The organism is Vreelandella sp. 162(4c) (assembly GCF_058152265.1).
Genome location: NZ_CM176981.1, coordinates 4,088,264 through 4,104,727 on the forward strand (window position 1 = coordinate 4,088,264; position 16,464 = coordinate 4,104,727).

Annotated in this window: 19 protein-coding genes and 1 tRNA gene; 5 read left to right on the plus strand and 15 right to left on the minus strand. The window is 51.3% G+C overall.

From position 1 onward, the window contains the following. Positions 1-8: 8 nt before the first annotated feature. Positions 9-1,820, plus strand: a complete 1,812-nt coding sequence (locus AC4EYZ_RS18775; RefSeq protein ID WP_490203945.1) for an ABC transporter ATP-binding protein — start codon at positions 9-11, stop codon at positions 1,818-1,820. A gap of 17 nt (positions 1,821-1,837) precedes the next feature. Here the strand turns inward: AC4EYZ_RS18775 and AC4EYZ_RS18780 are convergent, their stop codons facing one another. Continuing rightward, complete coding sequence (locus AC4EYZ_RS18780; RefSeq protein WP_474192118.1) at positions 1,838-2,428, minus strand: hypothetical protein; 591 nt, start codon at positions 2,426-2,428, stop codon at positions 1,838-1,840. A 112-nt stretch (positions 2,429-2,540) separates the two neighbouring features. Between AC4EYZ_RS18780 and AC4EYZ_RS18785 the strand changes: the two genes are divergently transcribed. Next, positions 2,541-2,617: transfer RNA gene (locus tag AC4EYZ_RS18785), tRNA-Ile, on the plus strand. A gap of 78 nt (positions 2,618-2,695) precedes the next feature. Here AC4EYZ_RS18785 and AC4EYZ_RS18790 read toward each other — a convergent pair. The 12 genes from AC4EYZ_RS18790 to AC4EYZ_RS18845 form a co-directional block, all read right to left on the minus strand. Then, complete coding sequence (locus AC4EYZ_RS18790) at positions 2,696-3,682, minus strand: phage integrase (RefSeq protein WP_474192119.1); 987 nt, start codon at positions 3,680-3,682, stop codon at positions 2,696-2,698. Continuing rightward, positions 3,679-4,971 carry a hypothetical protein gene (locus AC4EYZ_RS18795; protein WP_474192120.1) on the minus strand — a complete coding sequence of 431 codons (1,293 nt, stop codon included), beginning with the start codon at positions 4,969-4,971 and terminating at the stop codon, positions 3,679-3,681. Before AC4EYZ_RS18795 ends, AC4EYZ_RS18790 begins: the two co-directional genes overlap by 4 nt. Before the next feature lie 53 nt (positions 4,972-5,024). Continuing rightward, positions 5,025-6,452 (minus strand): secretin N-terminal domain-containing protein, encoded by a 1,428-nt coding sequence (locus AC4EYZ_RS18800; protein WP_474192121.1) that lies wholly within the window; start codon positions 6,450-6,452, stop codon positions 5,025-5,027. Continuing rightward, positions 6,433-7,497, minus strand: a complete 1,065-nt coding sequence (locus AC4EYZ_RS18805) for a zonular occludens toxin domain-containing protein (protein WP_474192122.1) — start codon at positions 7,495-7,497, stop codon at positions 6,433-6,435. The genes AC4EYZ_RS18800 and AC4EYZ_RS18805 overlap by 20 nt, the downstream gene beginning before the upstream one ends. Further along, positions 7,497-7,850, minus strand: a complete 354-nt coding sequence (locus tag AC4EYZ_RS18810) for a hypothetical protein (RefSeq protein ID WP_273194850.1) — start codon at positions 7,848-7,850, stop codon at positions 7,497-7,499. Before AC4EYZ_RS18810 ends, AC4EYZ_RS18805 begins: the two co-directional genes overlap by 1 nt. 11 nt (positions 7,851-7,861) lie before the next feature. Continuing rightward, positions 7,862-9,550, minus strand: a complete 1,689-nt coding sequence (locus AC4EYZ_RS18815) for a hypothetical protein (RefSeq protein ID WP_474192123.1) — start codon at positions 9,548-9,550, stop codon at positions 7,862-7,864. 62 nt (positions 9,551-9,612) lie between these two features. Continuing rightward, positions 9,613-9,873: a major coat protein gene (locus AC4EYZ_RS18820; protein ID WP_443603665.1), complete on the minus strand. Its 261-nt coding sequence runs from the start codon at positions 9,871-9,873 to the stop codon at positions 9,613-9,615. A 109-nt stretch (positions 9,874-9,982) separates the two neighbouring features. Next, complete coding sequence (locus tag AC4EYZ_RS18825; protein WP_425270291.1) at positions 9,983-10,081, minus strand: tail virion protein G7P-2; 99 nt, start codon at positions 10,079-10,081, stop codon at positions 9,983-9,985. Between the two features lie 11 nt (positions 10,082-10,092). Further along, entirely contained in the window at positions 10,093-10,425 is a 333-nt protein-coding gene (locus AC4EYZ_RS18830) for a hypothetical protein (RefSeq protein ID WP_474192124.1), read from the minus strand. A gap of 24 nt (positions 10,426-10,449) precedes the next feature. Continuing rightward, a complete protein-coding gene (locus tag AC4EYZ_RS18835; protein WP_490203946.1) occupies positions 10,450-10,809 on the minus strand; it encodes a hypothetical protein in 360 nt (119 codons plus the stop codon). A 3-nt stretch (positions 10,810-10,812) separates the two neighbouring features. Then, entirely contained in the window at positions 10,813-11,499 is a 687-nt protein-coding gene (locus AC4EYZ_RS18840; RefSeq protein ID WP_474192126.1) for a hypothetical protein, read from the minus strand. Beyond that, positions 11,496-11,702, minus strand: coding sequence for a hypothetical protein (locus AC4EYZ_RS18845; RefSeq protein WP_027958595.1), 207 nt, complete (start codon positions 11,700-11,702; stop codon positions 11,496-11,498). The genes AC4EYZ_RS18840 and AC4EYZ_RS18845 overlap by 4 nt, the downstream gene beginning before the upstream one ends. 114 nt (positions 11,703-11,816) lie before the next feature. Here AC4EYZ_RS18845 and AC4EYZ_RS18850 point away from each other — a divergent pair, with 114 nt between their 5' ends. The 3 genes from AC4EYZ_RS18850 to AC4EYZ_RS18860 are packed head-to-tail and all read left to right on the plus strand — an operon-like array spanning position 11,817 to position 13,588. After that, positions 11,817-12,110, plus strand: a complete 294-nt coding sequence (locus tag AC4EYZ_RS18850; protein WP_051430520.1) for a helix-turn-helix domain-containing protein — start codon at positions 11,817-11,819, stop codon at positions 12,108-12,110. Positions 12,111-12,152: 42 nt separating this feature from the next. Then, on the plus strand, positions 12,153-12,302 hold the full coding sequence (locus AC4EYZ_RS18855) for a hypothetical protein (protein WP_155706250.1): 150 nt from the start codon (positions 12,153-12,155) through the stop codon (positions 12,300-12,302). Further along, on the plus strand, positions 12,299-13,588 hold the full coding sequence (locus AC4EYZ_RS18860) for a PIN-like domain-containing protein (protein WP_027958594.1): 1,290 nt from the start codon (positions 12,299-12,301) through the stop codon (positions 13,586-13,588). The genes AC4EYZ_RS18855 and AC4EYZ_RS18860 overlap by 4 nt, the downstream gene beginning before the upstream one ends. A 230-nt stretch (positions 13,589-13,818) precedes the next feature. Here the strand turns inward: AC4EYZ_RS18860 and AC4EYZ_RS18865 are convergent, their stop codons facing one another. Together AC4EYZ_RS18865 and AC4EYZ_RS18870 are read right to left on the minus strand one after the other, a co-directional pair. Continuing rightward, a complete protein-coding gene (locus AC4EYZ_RS18865; RefSeq protein WP_474191835.1) occupies positions 13,819-14,817 on the minus strand; it encodes a tyrosine-type recombinase/integrase in 999 nt (332 codons plus the stop codon). Positions 14,818-15,136: 319 nt separating this feature from the next. Further along, positions 15,137-15,868 (minus strand): XRE family transcriptional regulator, encoded by a 732-nt coding sequence (locus AC4EYZ_RS18870; RefSeq protein ID WP_474191834.1) that lies wholly within the window; start codon positions 15,866-15,868, stop codon positions 15,137-15,139. Positions 15,869-16,464: the final 596 nt, after the last annotated feature.

A 16,464-nucleotide genomic window follows, 5' to 3' on the forward strand; every position in this document is an offset into this window, starting at 1 on the left:
GAACACTCGTGTCCTCTCCTGCACACAGTTTTCAAGCGTTGCTGCGGCTACTGCGCTACGCCAAAGGCTATCGTCGGCGCATCATTGCCGCCACCGCCTGTTCGATTATTAATAAGCTGTTTGATATTGCTCCAGAGATTCTGATTGGTGTCGCCATCGATGTGGTGGTCAATCAGGAGCAGAGTTTTGTGGCCAGCCTCGGGTTCGAGACGCCTCAACAGCAGATCACCATGCTGGCGGTACTGACGTTTGTTATTTGGGCGGGGGAATCGCTGTTTGAGTACTTGTTCCAAATTCTCTGGCGTAACTTAGCCCAACGCTTACAAGCGGATATGCGCCAAGATACCTACGAGCACGCTCAGCGGCTGGATATGGCGTTTTTCGAGTCGAAAAGCTCTGGCCAGTTGGTGGCCACCATGAACGATGACGTCAACCAGCTTGAGCGTTTTCTGGACGGCGGGGCTAATTCGATTATTCAGGTGGTGGTCACCGTGGTAGCCGTGGGCGCAGTCTTCTTTGTGCTTTCGCCATTGATTGCGCTGCTGGCGTTTACGCCTATCCCGCTGATCATTTGGGGCGCGTTCTTCTTCCAGCGTAAAGCCGGGCCGCTGTATAGCGATGTGCGTGAAAAGGTCGGGGATCTAGCCAGCCGCTTATCCAATAACCTCAGCGGCATTGCGACAATTAAAAGCTTTACCAGCGAAGACCGCGAAGCCGATCGCCTGCGTGATGCCAGCGAAGCCTATGTAGACGCCAACAGACGGGCGATCAAGGTTAGCTCCGCGTTTATTCCGGTCATCCGCATGGCGATTTTGGCCGGTTTTCTTGCCACCTTTACCGTGGGCGGCATGATGGCACTCAACGGCTCGCTAAACGTTGGGGCATACGGCGTGCTGGTGTTTTTGACCCAGCGCCTGCTCTGGCCGCTCACCGGTCTGGCTCAAGTGATTGATCTGTTCGAGCGTGCCATGGCCAGCACGCGACGTATTCTCGACCTGCTCGAAGTGCCGATTACCGTAAAAGATGACAGTACCACGCCGCTCACCCAGCCGGTGCGCGGCGAGGTGACGGTAGATAATGTGAGCTTTCACTACGCCACCAGCGGCGTCGGGGTGGATGGCATTCACCTGCAGGTGCCCGCAGGTAATACCTTGGCGCTGGTGGGAGCGACTGGGTCGGGGAAATCCACCCTGATCAAACTGCTGCTGCGCTTTTACGACCCCGAAAACGGTCGCGTGCTCATTGATGGGCAGCCCATCACCGAAGTGAGTATGAACTCACTTCGCCAATCGATTGGCCTGGTCAGTCAGGATGTTTACCTGTTTGAAGGCAGCATTCGTGACAATATCGCCTACGGTAAGCCGGACGCTGACGAAGCCGCAATTACCGATGCCGCCAAAACCGCCGAAGCGTGGAGCTTTATTGAAACGCTGCCCCAAGGCTTAGACACACCGGTAGGCGAACGGGGCGTGCGGCTTTCCGGCGGCCAGCGCCAACGGCTTTCACTAGCCAGGGCGCTGCTTAAAGACCCGCCTATTTTGGTGCTGGATGAAGCCACCAGCGCAGTGGACAACGAAACCGAAGCGGCCATTCAGCGCTCGCTCAAGCGTATTGCCCATGGCCGCACGGTGATTATGATTGCCCACCGGCTCTCTACCATTGTGCATGCCGATGAGATCGTAGTGATTGAGAAAGGCCAGGTGGCCGAGCGGGGCACCCATTCCAGCCTACTGGCAGCTAACGGCCACTACGCCGCCCAGTGGCGGGTACAAACCGGCGAAGCCCAGGCGGGGGATGTGGAAGCAGTTAGTAGCCTTTAACAACTACCGATTAACTATTACCTATTAACCAGGAGCGCATTGAGGGTGACGGGCACATGCTCGTCAATCTCCTGATAGCCTAGTAATGACATCACGGTGCGCACCGTGGTGTTGGCCATCAGCGCTCGGCCATCCATCGCCATGGGCTCCGCGTGGGTAACGCGTATCTCATTCAGGCCTTCGCGGGTAAACCGCAGTGGCACGGATTCCTGCTGGTTAACCATGTCTGATTGAACGCTAAAGGTCAGCGTCTCAACCAGGGATTCGCCAATATCCAAACCGTCTAACCGCTCTGGTGGCATTTGCGCCTCTAGCGTCACCAGGGTGGTGTTCGCCAGCAAACCTATCCACGGCGGCAACTCACCAAAGCGTTCCAGCACATCCGTTTGGCTGAGTTTTAATGGCAAGCGCAGGGTGCCATCGCTGGAGATATCACCCTGCAGATCGCGCACCTGATGGTGATGAGTTTGCGGTGCTTCGCCGTTCAACTGAGTAATCGATGCCTGCACCCGCGACTGGCCAGGGTCAAGTTGCCAGTCAGCGTGTACGGGCAGCGCCAACAGTAAGGGGAATAGAGCAATCAATGCTTTCACAGAGCGTCTCCGCATAAAGAACTACTCACCAGACTGCCCAATCCCCATAAAGTGCCGTAATGACATCAAGATAGCGCAAAGGGGCTAGCCTCACCCGGCCACATTCGCTATGATATGCACGCTTTTCGGGCCTATAGCTCAGTTGGTTAGAGCAGGGGACTCATAATCCCTTGGTCGTAGGTTCAAGTCCTACTGGGCCCACCATTAAATCAAAGACTTACCCGCCGTAATACCCTCCCTCGTTGTACCTTTTTCCGCCAGTGTCTACAAAGAGTCTACACCCTAGAATTTTGGCCCGTATGTGACGGCTTCCGTCAGGTGGTCAGGAGCTACATGTGCATAACGCATGGTCATTTGTATGGATTGATGACCGAGTATCCTTTGCAGTGTTAATAAGTTGCCGCCGTTCATTATGAAGTGGCTTGCAAAGGTGTGTCGTAGCACGTGAGTTCTCTGTCCTTTTGGCAAGGTAATGCCTGCGTTCTTGATAGCATTCGTAAATGCTTTATAGGCATCACTTGGGAATAACCGTCCGATCTGTGGCCCGTGAGCCTTGATGCGTTGGTAAAGCTCATCTGAAAGCGGTACCGAACGGCTACGGCCATTCTTGGTGTCAACGTATGTGACGCGGCCATCCCTGACCAATTCAGCGCGGAGATATTGGGCTTCACTCCAACGGGCTCCCGTTGCCAAGCATAAGGTTGCTATCAGCGTGACGTGTTTACTACGCGACTGGCCAAGCTGTTCAAATAGCATTTTGATTTGTTCGTGAGTGAGGTAGCTAAGTTCACGTTCGGGCAATCGTATAGCTTTGATAGCGGCAAAGGGGTTATCGCCTTTCCATTCGCCCAGCTGTATAAGGACGTTGAATACGGCCCTTAGATAGGCAACGTCATGGTTAACGGTATTCGGTGAGAGTCCTTGTTCTAGGCGAGATTGGCGGAATTTTGCAACAGTGACAGGACGGATCGTGAAGGCATAGGGGTTACCCATCAGGCCTACGAGCTGATGCAGCTTACCGAGGCGTTTTTGTCCGTCTTTGAGTGTGGCACCGTGCATGTCGTACCAGAGCTGCACTAGCTCCAGTAAGCGTCTGCGGTCTTTTTTCTTCGGTGCGTAGTCTTCACCCTGGGCAGCTTTCGTGAGCAATTGGGCTTCAAACCGCTTTGCTTCTCCCTGGGTGGGAAGCGTTTTCCTAATGCGCTTGCCATAGCGACCATCTGGCCATATATCGACCTTCCATCCACCTTTGACCTTTTTGATACTCATGCCGCTTTCCCTACCAATCGTCGTTCTATCAGCTTCTGCTCTACGATCTGCCTGAATTGTGCGGAGTCGACGCCTCGACGGCGGTAGTATTCGGCGAGATCTTCCCACATGCCGGAGCGCTGGAGATAACGAACGGCTTCATGGGTGCGGAAGCCCTGACGGGCGTAGATGCTGATCAGGTTGCCAAACGCCAGGGTGACGTTCTTCTCATTGCCTAAGCCAGGTGTTTTTCGAGCGCGTTTGTACATGAACGCAGGCTCATGGCAGTAGAAGCGGGCGTCTTCCTGCATAAGTTGCCAAGTAGGGTCGATAAGGTCGCGGCTGTGGTTGAGGCGGTATGACTGCATGGCAGTACGCCAGAGGCCGGAGAGGTGCGGTACTACGTCAATGAAGCGGTTGAAGCCGTGGGAGGCGTCCAGCACTTCGCCGGTATCGACGTTGCAGGGTATGCCCATCGCGAACTCACGAAGCACCGATTGATGGAAACGCAGCTCGATACGCCAGACGGTTTTTTCAGGATCGTAGGCGGCGCTGAGATCATCATTTACGGCGTGTTTCCAGATGCCTTCCCAGAAGTGCATTTTGTCGCGGTGTTTGGCTTCCAGCGTCTTGTTGTAAATCGAGCATTGGAGCGCTCCAGCGGTACCAAACATATAGGTTTCACCACGGCCATAGGTGGTGGCAATGGTGTTGTGGGCAAACTCCAGCTCTTCAATGCCATCGATGCGCATTATCTTTTTAGAACGGGTCACAAAGCGCTGCATGAAGTCTTTGGGAGGCTCCCAGCCTTGTACGTCTAGCGCGAGGTGGATGGCACAGCCGACCGGTTCCACGTAGGCGAGCATATGCGCTGCGATGTTGTACATGAAGTCTTGGCACTCTTGGGGGCTGCGCTCCTGGATGAAGTGGGGGGAGAGTTCTATTTTTAGGTGGGTACCGATGTTCTCTACCTTGGTATGCCGTGCCTGGAAGAACACTATGATGCCTAGCTCGTTATTTTGGAGACGATAGCGGAAGCCTGAACCGGCTGCGCCGGCCCCTACCGACCATGTGACGTCGAACAGTTCCATGGTGGCACCGTGGCCTTCGTTGTAGACCCTTATAATTTGATCAAACTGGTATAAGCAGGGTTTGCCTTGATAGAGCTGACGAACGGTGTCCACGCCAGCATTCAGCAGTTTGATATCCCCTAGCTCTTTTTGGCCCTTCTGGGAAATGAACAAGGAGCCCCGTGCATCCTGTTCACCCTTGATCAATGAGTCTTGTGAATAGCGTTCCCAACGTTTCATTTTTCAAATGTTCCTTACTGTCAGGTAATGGCAGGTTTTCGACTGTTTCACCGTTATTCTGCGAGACGTGTTACAGGGAGGGTCTCGACCTGCTGCCGCCAGCCCGTCACCCCGTGCTGCGCAGGTAGTAACGGGCTGGCGGCAGCAGGTGCTTGGGTATTCACGCGCTTGGCGTCATAACGGGGTAATACCGTCGCTTGGAGCAAGACATGCAGGTTGGTGCGCTGGTTGGAGGTGGATTCGTTTTGGAATAAGCGACCGGCAACGGGGATGCTGGAGAGGCCAGGAACGCCGGAGACCTGGGTACGGTCATCCTGGGACGATAGGCCGCCTAACAGAAGGGTTTGGCCGGAGCGGATCTGTACGGTGGTGTTGATTTGGCGCTGGTTGGTGATGATGTCGGAGGCGATCAGTGAACCCGTGAGCGAGTCGGCGGAGGTGGTGATATCCATGATGACTAAGCCGGACGCGGTGACCACCGGCAGCACGTTTAAACGGATGCCCACATCACGGCGTTCGATAGTCTGGAAGGGGCTGTTAACGTCTGCTGATTCGCCGGTGACGCGACCGGTGACAAAGGGCACATTCTGGCCAATGGAGATCGTGCCCCGTTTGCCGGAGAGGGTGAGAATTTGCGGTGTGGATAACACGTTGGAGCTTGAGTCGCGCTGTAAGGCGTTGATGGCAAACGCGAGTACATCCCCGTCGAAGATCCCGAAGGTGCCGCCGGAGGAGGCTAACGAGGTGCCGAGGTTGGCGGTGTTGAAGCCACCGGCGACACCGCTACCGGTTGACCTGCCCAGCGAGACGCCTAGATCGAAGGTATCCCCGTCGGTGGTTTCAAAGATCACCGCCTGGATAAGGAGTTGAGGGTGGGCGACGTCCACTTGGGGGAGTAGCTCCTGCAGCTGTGAAAGCTGCTTTTCTGGGCCCTTGGCCAAAATGGCATTGGAGGCATGGAGTACCTGCACACGGGACAGGGTAGTGCCGTCTTGGGCGTTCTGGGTCAGAAAGGTGGTGACCAGCGGGGCGATATCGTCCGCACGCACGTTGTTAAACGAGAACAGGTGTGTGGCCTGCGGTACAGGCGGCGGGGTGAGCGTGGGCGCGTTGGCGATCGCGGCGGCGGGATCGAGTGGTTCGGCTGGTTGAGCAAAAACGCCTGGTGTTTTTGGAGTGGTTGATTGGCTGGCCGGGGCAACAGTCGGCGGGTTGCCAGGCAGGATGGTGTAGCCGTGGGAACTCAACACGCCTTGAAAGAACTCATCCAACTGGTGATCAGGCACATCGGGGGCGTACACCGTGAGCGTGCCGGTGGCCGTGGGGTGAATCGCCAACGGGGTACCGGTTTGCTCAACGTACCAGCGCACGAAGTCGCGGATATCGGTGTCTTGCATCTGGATCGGGGTGGCGTGGGCGCTGGTGGCGATGACGGTAGCCAGGGCGAACGACGCGGCGGTTTTAACAGCGAATTTCAGCATGGGTGACTCCATTTTCTACGCGAACTAGACAGGCGCTCACAGGGACGATGCCAAAGCCTTGGCGGGCGAGATCGTCGGTAGTGAGGGACTGGCGGTCGCTATCAATGAGGCGGTAAGTGGTGCGGTCGCCAAACTGGCTAAAGCTGGCGATGCGGGTGGTGCTAAAGTCGGGCAGTTCTTGCGGTGCCGCGGGGGGCGTGTCGTCTTGTGATCGAGCATTCACGCGGTCGGCGACGAGTACCGACAGGGTGATAAAGCAGCCCAGCACAAAGGAGGCCAGAGAGAGCAACGGGCGGTTAAAGCGTTTCCAGTAGATACGGGTCATTTTCATGTAGAACCTCGCGTCATGAGGCACACGAAGCCTGCCGTGGGTGAACCAGGGCGGCAGCACGGAGTAAGTGCCATGGGGGTAGTGGTCAGAGAAGGCTTGCTTGGTGTCGTAAGCGGGGTAGAGGGCGCGGCCGGTGTACGTCCAGCGTTCAACCACCATGGAGGTGGGGGAATCACCGTATTTGACGATGCCTAGATGCACTTTTGGCAAGGGCATCTTGGAACCGACAAAGAGGGAGTAAATCGCGCCGACAAAGGGCACGGAGACACGATCCAGGCGACGGCAGTAAACGACGTGTTCAGCGAGGGCGACGCGGGCCTGCTTGTCCATGATCGACAAGTCTTGGATCAGGAAAATAATGTCCCAGCCCAGTTTTCTAGCGTGCAAAAACCAGTTGATCACGTCCTGACGGCTTTTATCGTTCCAGGAGCGGGCGTTAAACCAGGTGCCGCATTCATCCAGCACCAACAGGCCATTTTTGCTTTCGTCGTAATCGTCGGTACCGGTGCCGATGGACTCCAGGTCGGCAAGGACGGGTTTATCAGGGATGCGGTAGCAGCGGGTCTGTTTGGCTTTTTCGCCAATCAGCTTATCCAGGTTCAGATCCAGATTGGTGGCGACCTTGCACCCCTGGTTTAGCTTGTCCTTGATCTTCCCTACGGCGACGAGGGTTTTACCGGCGCCTAGCTTGCCGGTGACGACGTAAACGGCCATTACACATCGCTCCCCATGTGTAAGACGCGATCTTTAATGTGGAAGGTATAAACAATGAACTTGGCCAACAGAATGGTCGTGACACAGGCATAAAAGTTATCGGGCATGACACGGGTGATACCATCGGCCAGCATGGGGGGCATGGACACAATGAGGGAATTACCCAGCAATTTAATGCCGTTGATCATGGCGGTTAAAATGCCAAAAAAGATGCCGAGCTTTATAGTGAAAATGCCTAGCTTGGCAACTTTAAGCCACAAGTAAGCACGGACAAATAAGCCGCCGAAGTGGGTCAATAACTCGGTAAGCAAGATCCCGAAGCGACTTAAGAGAAGGCGAAGTAATGCGGCCATGGTGAGAACTCCTATTGACTCTTACGAGCATCCATCGGGATGGAAATAAGCTGATAGGCGGTAAAGAAGAACAGCACCCATGAAAGCGCTGCCTTCAACAAATTGAAGCCTTCACAATCAATAGTGAATGAGCGTTCACCCGCGCCGAAGGTGAGCGGGGTACAACCGCCGGTAGGTAGGCTGGGAAGAAAGGAGGTAACGAAGTCGCGTAGGGGTTCAAGCGCCCCATCAATAATGCCACCGCCCTCAAAAATGCCTTCAAATTCGTCGTAAATGGCGGTGTTTGATTGATCGGCCCCTTGCTCAAGGGATTCCATTACATCATCGGCAACGCCTTCACCGTCGATCATGCCAGCGGTTTCAGAATCACCTGGCATGCCGTTTGGGTTAAGTGCCCCGTCGATCTTGTTATCAAAGCGATCCGCGAGACTGTCAACCAAGCCTTCAAAGAAGCCTTCTTGGTCACCTTCACCATCACCTTCCCCCTCGTCAGCACCAAGGCTGTTAATCGCATCGACAATGGACGTGCCGAGGGCATCCAGGGAGCCGCTTAAAGAACCGGTCTGGTCATCAATGGCCGTGGTGAGGTCGTTGGTCTGATCGTCAAGTGAGCTTGTCAGGCTATGGGTTTGATTGTTTAACGTGCTGTTGAGCGCATTGGTCTGGGTAGTGGTAGCGTTATTTAAGCTGTTGGTCTGGTCACTAATTGCGCCGGTTACATCGTTGGAGAGCGCATTGATCGCGTTACGGTTGGAACGGCCAGCGGTTCCGATAGCCTCAATGATGCCGGATTCATCAAACTCGAAATCTGGCACGGTTGACCCGCCATCGGAGCCACCGCCACCGTTATCGCCGCCTGGGTCAGTGGGGTCGGTAGGATCGCCACCACCATTGTCACCGCCGGAGCCACCACCACTAGACGGCTTGGAGTAAGTGGTTCCATTGGAATCGACATAGGAGAAATAGTCGGGAGCAGAGTCCCAATCGACTAAATAAGAGGTATCGCCAATGGTGACGCAGCTAGACGGATCAGAGCAGTTGCCAGGGAGAGGCTCTAGATAGTCAGGGGTATTAAAATCGATGACAGAAAAGGTACCATCAGAAGATGAATCCAAGCCTCCAGTAATATGTTCACCATACATACCGTATTCATTAGTTGATGAAGACTCAATATCAATAATGCAACTTAGACTTTCACCAGATCCAGTACAGCCAGAAACACCGCCAGGGCTTGAAACAGTACAAGCACCGTTATGCGATTTTACAGAACCACCTGCTTGTAAATAATTATAAGTATCATGATTGCTGGTGGTGAAAGTATCACCATTTTCAGATTGGCACTCTTCATCAGTCATTTTAGGTATAGATCTTGGGTTTTGACTAATGTAATCAAACGCCTCCTGGGTAACACAAACTTTAGGATTATTAGATGGGCAAGTAACTGGAGTAGCTTGAACAGAATAAATGTGTCTAGAACCACCACCAGAGTTCTTAAAAGCTTCAACAGAGCATGCAAAACTATCAGATATATATTTTAAGGATGGAGAACGACCAGAAAAAACAGAAGTGCAAGCAGCAGAAGGGGAGTTGTGAAAAGTATTGTTCATGCTTCTAAAAGACATGTAATTGGCAATAGCATTAATAGAAAACACCATTAAAAAAGGCGTTAATAAGACGGGTAAAACGGCTTTTTTAATCATGTTCCCCTCGCTATATAAAAAGGGGCGTTTCCGCCCCTTGGTTGATCCCTGTTAAAGCGGTATTAAGTGGCCTTGTTGGCAAATTTCTTAAACAGGCCAATAGCGAGCAGTGAACCGACCACCCCTACCACGACCGGCCATGCGTAACCCGCCATGTCAGAGGCTTGTGATTGAAGTTCATTGAACGCCGCTTCTGCGCCGGTGGGTGCCGTTTGTGCGTGAGCAACTGCCGAGCCCATGAGTAGAGCAGCACCGCCAGCGACTTTGCCGCGTGTAGTGGTAGCGGCGTGTTTTACGTGGTGTACGATGTTGTTAAGGGTCATGAGACAGACTCCATAAAACGTTTGTAGATCAAGATTGAATGTCCAAACACCCAACCGAGGGCGTAGGACGCGAAAAGGGAGCCAACCACAAACGTGATGCTGATATCGTTCATCGTTGGCCCCCATTTATCGCGCCGATCCCGAACGCAAGTACGAGACCGACGCAATAAACCAGGAGCCACAGACCGCTAATTTCTGTTGTGTCCATGGCTCAGAATCCTATTTTTTGTCGCTGGCGGTAGCTTGCTGCTGGCTACCGGTGGCGTTGGGTTTGCGGGCGGCGATGACGTGAAGCACGGTTTTGCCACCGGCAGCCGCGGAGGAGGTGCGGAGTTCGATTTCCAGCTCCATGGCACAGGGCATGTGCGGGGCAGCGGCGTGGAGCTGGTCGAAAATGTCATAGGGCGCTGTCATGACGCTGACCTGATTGCCGATAGCGTTTTCGTTCTCAGCAGAGGCTGCTTGCATGATGGAAATTTTGGCGCCCTGGACGCCGTTATCCATTTTGTAGCGAGAGGCACCGATAACGTGGGCTTGAATAGTGTTGATCATGGTGGTGGTTCCTTTTCGTTAGCGTTAGGTTCTGGCGGCTTGGGTTAGGCAGTAGTCCGCGAGAATGGATAGCTCAGTGGTTTCAGGTGTAACGCCGTTTTGTACCAGCGCCAGGTATTCCGCCTGGGCGTAGTAGGTGGCGGCGCGTGCATAGTCCCGGCCGTGGAGGCACCGCTGGCCCCGCTCCCTCAGAGCTCGGGAATCGAGGCAGGGGGATCCCCCTTCCCGCCCTCCGTTTGCCCTTCGGTCTTTCTGCACGGCAGCCAACATCGGCCAGCCGGTCAACCCCTGTTTAAACCCCACAAACAGGGGTTGACAGTCTGTCCGCTGCTGGCTAAGGACGCCGTGCGACCGAAGGGCGACGGATGACGGGCAGGGGGACATAGATCAAGCCTCGTTGGCACTGGGAGCGGGGGAGGCGGCACGGGAAAGGGCTTCCAGCGGTGCTTTGTCGCCGCTCTCCAGTTGGGCAAGGCCGTACTCAATCAGCCGTTCTGATAAGGCCGAGGAGGTCAGGCCGTTGGTGCCCGCCTGGATCAAGTGGCGGCTGTGGGTTTCCGGATCGAGAAAGACGCGGATCGGCTGTTTTTTACTCATGTGGATAACTCCAAAAGGGCTAAAGGCCGTTGTGGATAACGGTAGGCGCGTTAGCCGTGGGGGTGTGGATAGATGCGCCGGTACAACAATCACCGATGAGCAAGGGGAGGCGTCGGTAGATGTAGAGGCGCGGTCGATGGCCTGGGCGAGGCCGTAGTGCTTGGCGAGGTAGTCGAGAGCGTGCTGGTAGTGCTTGAAAACGATGCTGTAACGAAGGCAATCGTCAATGGCGACCATACGTGTGATGGTGGCGTCGTCCAGGTCGAGGGCGAGCATGTGCGTCGCTGGGACGTTGATGAAGCTGAAACCGCCATCTTCAAAATCTTTGGCAATGTGCTGGTGAAGCAACACCATGCCAGGAGCGCGCTGGTCGTCCATCAAGAGCTCTTGAACGTTGATAGTGAAGGTATCGGTGTCTAGGAGTGCGTTAGGGGCATCTAAGGCCACAACGGGAGCTTGGGCGGCTATAGCGATCATGACCATTCCTCCGCGTTGAGACATTGGGCGTTGAGGAGGGCCACGTTAATCATGCGGTAACGACCAACCTTGATGGTGGGGAGGTAGCCGCGGCGGATGTGGCCTTGAAGGACACCTTCATCTAGGCCAGAGAGCTGCGAGAAGCGTTCGATGGTCATCGTTGGCACTGTGGCCGGAACCTGGGGCGCGTTACTCGTTTCCATGTGTCATTACCTGCACTGTAATGGGCTGTGATAGTCTTTGAATTAGAGTTCGACTTTTTGAAAATTTGGTGTATCTCATATGGAACACCATGTCTCAAATGGAATATAGCCCATATGGACAATACGTCAACCCCCATTGGGGAAAAAATTCGTGAAGTACGCGAAGTCCAGGGATTAGGAAGACAAGCGTTTTGCGATATGACAGGGGTTCCAAAGCAAACGCTGATAAATGTAGAAAACGGAAGGAATGAGCCTTCATTCAAAGTAATGAAGAAAATTGTTGATGCGTTTCCTCAGTACACGATGTGGTTAATGCATGAGCAGGTGATCGAAGAAGCAGGTCAAATCAGCCCACAAATAGAAAAAGCTCGTGCTGACCTCAAGAAAACGGGAACGGATACCAACTAGCAAAAAGGGTTGTTGATAAATGGTTCCAGGGGGGAAGGCATTGTGGATAAAGGGGCTGGGATCATGTCAAATGAAGCAAGAGAAGCTTTTCAAGAAATAATTAAGTTTGCATTGATTATGAGCATCTTTTCTGTTGTTTTTATTGTAATTCAAGCAAAAATAAGAAAATTGTTAAAAGGGAAGCGTAAATGAATATGAAAGATCTTTTTCCAGAATATTTTAAAGATAAAAAAGAAGTCGAGAAAATATGGAAAGATTGCATATTTGTTTTTGATGCCAACGTTATTATTGATTTATATAGGTACTCAGACCCTACAAAAGAAAGCTTGTTGAAATCTTTGAGGTATTTCAAAGACAGAGTGTGGATACCCCGCCAAGCAAGTGAGGAATACTTAAGGAATAGAGCTTCTGTAATAGCAAGTGAAGAAACCTACTATACTGAAACTAGTAATCAGATTAATGAATTTTTGTCGAATTTAAAAAGTGTATTTGAAAAAAGAAGACAGCATCCATTTATAAATGAAAAGTCCTCAAAAGATTTTTTTAATGCTGCCGATAAAATGAAAGAGGAGTTAAGTGCTAATGGTAAAAAATATTTGTCTAGAGTCAGTGATGATGAGATTAGAAAAGAGATAGTAGATATATTTGATGGGAGGGTTGGAGAAGGTTTAAGTGATGAAGAACTTGAAAGGGTTTTTAAGGATGGAGCCACAAGGTATAAAAATAAAATTCCTCCAGGATATGAAGACATTAAAAAATTCAAAGGAGATATAGAGCAAGATGATGTCACTGTTGAAGATAAAAAGCGTGTTTATGGTGATTTGATAATATGGAATGAAATTATTCAAAAAAGCATATCCGATAATAAAAATATTGTGCTAGTTACGGGAGATGATAAAGAAGACTGGTGGAATAAAAGTAAAGGTAAAAATTTAGGGCCAAGAGTAGAGTTGATAAAAGAGTTTGAAAGTGTAACCGGTCATAAGTTTTATATGTATACGGGGCCTAATTTTCTAAGTATTTCTTCTAAAGAAATAGGCGGTTCTAGCGACAAGGCAGCAGTGGAGGAAATGAACGAAGTTAACAAGATGCTCTCTAAAAATAGTAATAATTACAAAGTAAAAGTGAGTGCAAAAGGCAAAAACAGTAAGATTGAGAATTCTAGGCTTTTTTTCAGAGATGGAAGGCTAATAAATAAGGATGAGCTAAATGAAAATAAAAGCTTGTCAATTTTAAAAGAAAAGCTACACGGTTTACAAAATAAGCTAATGTGGACTCAGCATAGAGTCAGTGAAAGTCATAAAGAAATTGAAGAGTTGAAGCATAAATATAATATATATGGCTTTGAAGGAACAGATAGTCAGATGCTTGAAAATCTACAAGACTTTATAAAATTTGCAAAAAATGATGAAGTTGATATACATAACGAAATCCTTAAAACAATGATGGAGATATCTAGACTTGAAAATGAAGATTAAAATATTCCGAATTTATTGAATGAAATATGTTAATGCCCACAATGTGTCAACACTGATGAAGAGTAGAGGCAAGTAGAGGCAGAGGAAGATTTAGTAACTGGTTGAAAAAACGACCAAAGGCGATTATTGGCACGCTATTCACACGGCTCATAATCCCTTGGTCGTAGGTTCAAGTCCTACTGGGCCCACCAATAAAATCAATTGGTTACAGAGATTAGAGCTTCTTTTTGTCAGTGCTTGGTTGCCATTTGGTTGCCGATGCGCGGCAATCTGGCCACCACACTGTCAAATCTTGTTGGATCAGCGTGAGCATACCGGTTGGTCACTGTCACCGATGAATGCCCTAGCAAATCCCTGATACTCGTTAGTGATTCCCCCTTACTGGCTAGTAATGAAGCGTAGCAGTGGCGCATATCGTGAAAACGGATGTCTGGACGCCCAATGGCTTTTCGAGCTCTTTCAAATGCTCCCCTGACTCTATCGCCCGTTGTAGCAAATGGTAAGTTTTCAAGCAGCGGTATTGCTTCTTCTGACAGCGGAATGACCCTGGGTTTACCGTTTTTCGTCTGGTGTGGTTTGAGCACGATTCGGCCGTTGTAGACATTTCTAGGCTCCAGTGCCATCAGCTCACCGCGCCTCATCCCTGTTAGCATGGCTAACAAAATCACCTTCCGTTCGATCTGATACCGCTCGGGTACTGCGTCAAGTAGTTCAGCAAGCTCCAATTCGGAGAGATAAACATGGCGTTCATTTTTAGGCGAGGGCTTGCTTAATTTTCCGTCGAGCGGCAAGTCGATCCAATCCCATTCTCGATAGGATAGCGAGAGAACGCGCTTAACGACTTGAATGCGGTTGTTAATGGTTGACTGCGCCAACCCCTTCTCTTTAAGAGCCTTCTGCATTTTCCGGGCTGCGTTGAGAAGTTCCTGGCCAATGATGATGCCTGGGGCATGTTCATCCATCCATCTTGCCACCAGTAGTATGTGCTGCTTCTGGGAGGCGACGTCGTATTCGCTGACCATCTGCTCCAGTCCCTCTGAGAAGGTGTATTTGGGCTTACGGCCCATAACACCATTGAACTCATCTTCTTGGCGCTGGGCTTCTGCCTTTAGTGCGTACTGCCTTGCTTCTTCTTCTGTGCGAAAAGTTCTTTGAGTGCGCTGGCCGTTGACCCTTGCGCGGACAATCCACGTTTCACGGTCCTTTCTTTTTGAAGCGGTGTATCCCATTTTCGATCCCCTTTTAACTGAGGATCGCGCCTGCATCCTCTAGCGTACTCCTCAACGGCCTCATGCTCAAAGCGAACGGCTTTGCCAAACTGGATGAACCCGATATTGTGTTTTTTGCTGTAGACCCAGCTGAGGCTCATGCCTAGTTTTTCTGCAACGTCTTCTGGTTTTAGCAATTTGTTTGACATGGGAAACCTCTGTTGCCTCATGGAGCTGGTCATGAGGCTATAATACTAAAACGCATTAGATAGTCAATTCGTTTTCGCATTAAAGAAGGCGAGCCTAGCTTGTGGAGGACCTGAAGTATGCGTGAGGGAAGTTACAACTTGATCCTAGCTTCGATAGCTACCGCCAATATGTGGCAGTTATTGTCTAATGAAATCAGTGGGTAGGCTGGGTTAAGTGGTTTCAAGTAGCGCCGACCACTCTCTTCTATCAACATGCGGAGCGTTGGCGTCGGGCTGTCAGGGAGTTCGACAAGGACCAGCTTTCCAGGCACCGCCTGTAGACCTGTGTCTAATAGCACAAGCGTCCCCTCAGGTAGGCTAGGAGAGACCCCGATAGGCGCAGCCATGGCATCACCACACATCTTGAGCCAGAAAGCCACTCCGTTCTTTAAATATTCACTTGATTCAAATCGATTTTCTTCACTGGTTGCAAGCGCTTCCAGCCGACTAGCTTTCATAGCGTCGGACCAAGTGAGGATTGGGTACAACCAAAGACGCGGGGGAGGGGTCGCTCTATCGTTCCGTGCAGATACGGCTGAAGCAGATGCTGCTGCTGCTCCTATCACAATCCCTGGTATTCCACTGTTCGGCAACCCGACGGGACCTTGGCTTCCGTCGCCATGGGCAAGAAAGCTAGCAGTAGTCCCTAGCGAGGCTGCTAACTTCTCTAAATTATTGATTCTTGGAGAATTGCTCACACCCTTGAGTATGCGATGTATGGTTGGCTGTGGCACCTTGGAGCGCCGAGCCAACTCATTTTCACCAATTCCCTGCTCTTCCATGAGCTGGCGTAGCCTCTCTCCGATCGTTGTTGCTGTACTCATACAGAGCTGCCTATCTGTGTGGTGACTTTCTCAATACGCAAATGTATTGATTTTTCGCTCCTTCGTCCATGCCAATAGTCAGATTTACGGTCAAGCCCCTAGAGCTGATAACAGAAGGTCTGCTTCCGCTGGATGACTACAGAGCAGAAAGCCAAGGAATAAGGCAACCTGTAATCTACGAAAATTTTATTTCTCCCCGCCAGTTATTAGTCCCATATTCTTCCTGCGCAAGTGCGTGACATGATTTGATGTTGTTAACCTTACAGCATACGTTCGATCGCCTGGCCTCTATGACAACCAATAGAACCCTCGGTATTTTCTTGATGTTAGTAAGTAGCCAAGCTGGTAAGTAGTGGTGAGTTAGTGGCCGAAGCAGCCAGAAATAAAGGTGTTCAAGGAAACGGCGCTCAATAACCACTTTGTGCATAGCAATTGAGAGCTTTCGATGAGATTCAAGGGAAAGCACACCAGTTTAGGGAAGAACTGCTGAATGGAGGGTCTCTTGGTGCCAGCGGGTGTTGGTTTTCTATGGTTGCGACGCTTCGCCCATACGGTGGTGGTGTGATAAGGAAAACGATATTTCGCTTCTTACATGC

Coding starts and splice junctions, on each gene's coding strand:
- AC4EYZ_RS18800 (WP_474192121.1), bottom strand. CDS start 6,452: ATGCTGAAATTCGCTGTTAAAACCGCCGCGTCGTTCGCCCTGGCTACC.
- AC4EYZ_RS18795 (WP_474192120.1), bottom strand. CDS start 4,971: ATGAAACGTTGGGAACGCTATTCACAAGACTCATTGATCAAGGGTGAA.
- AC4EYZ_RS18825 (WP_425270291.1), bottom strand. CDS start 10,081: ATGGACACAACAGAAATTAGCGGTCTGTGGCTCCTGGTTTATTGCGTC.
- AC4EYZ_RS18860 (WP_027958594.1), top strand. CDS start 12,299: ATGAATATGAAAGATCTTTTTCCAGAATATTTTAAAGATAAAAAAGAA.
- AC4EYZ_RS18815 (WP_474192123.1), bottom strand. CDS start 9,550: ATGATTAAAAAAGCCGTTTTACCCGTCTTATTAACGCCTTTTTTAATG.
- AC4EYZ_RS18850 (WP_051430520.1), top strand. CDS start 11,817: ATGGACAATACGTCAACCCCCATTGGGGAAAAAATTCGTGAAGTACGC.
- AC4EYZ_RS18835 (WP_490203946.1), bottom strand. CDS start 10,809: ATGTCCCCCTGCCCGTCATCCGTCGCCCTTCGGTCGCACGGCGTCCTT.
- AC4EYZ_RS18840 (WP_474192126.1), bottom strand. CDS start 11,499: ATGATCGCTATAGCCGCCCAAGCTCCCGTTGTGGCCTTAGATGCCCCT.
- AC4EYZ_RS18845 (WP_027958595.1), bottom strand. CDS start 11,702: ATGGAAACGAGTAACGCGCCCCAGGTTCCGGCCACAGTGCCAACGATG.
- AC4EYZ_RS18805 (WP_474192122.1), bottom strand. CDS start 7,497: ATGGCCGTTTACGTCGTCACCGGCAAGCTAGGCGCCGGTAAAACCCTC.
- AC4EYZ_RS18780 (WP_474192118.1), bottom strand. CDS start 2,428: ATGCGGAGACGCTCTGTGAAAGCATTGATTGCTCTATTCCCCTTACTG.
- AC4EYZ_RS18790 (WP_474192119.1), bottom strand. CDS start 3,682: ATGAGTATCAAAAAGGTCAAAGGTGGATGGAAGGTCGATATATGGCCA.
- AC4EYZ_RS18870 (WP_474191834.1), bottom strand. CDS start 15,868: ATGAGTACAGCAACAACGATCGGAGAGAGGCTACGCCAGCTCATGGAA.
- AC4EYZ_RS18865 (WP_474191835.1), bottom strand. CDS start 14,817: ATGGGATACACCGCTTCAAAAAGAAAGGACCGTGAAACGTGGATTGTC.
- AC4EYZ_RS18820 (WP_443603665.1), bottom strand. CDS start 9,873: ATGACCCTTAACAACATCGTACACCACGTAAAACACGCCGCTACCACT.
- AC4EYZ_RS18830 (WP_474192124.1), bottom strand. CDS start 10,425: ATGATCAACACTATTCAAGCCCACGTTATCGGTGCCTCTCGCTACAAA.
- AC4EYZ_RS18810 (WP_273194850.1), bottom strand. CDS start 7,850: ATGGCCGCATTACTTCGCCTTCTCTTAAGTCGCTTCGGGATCTTGCTT.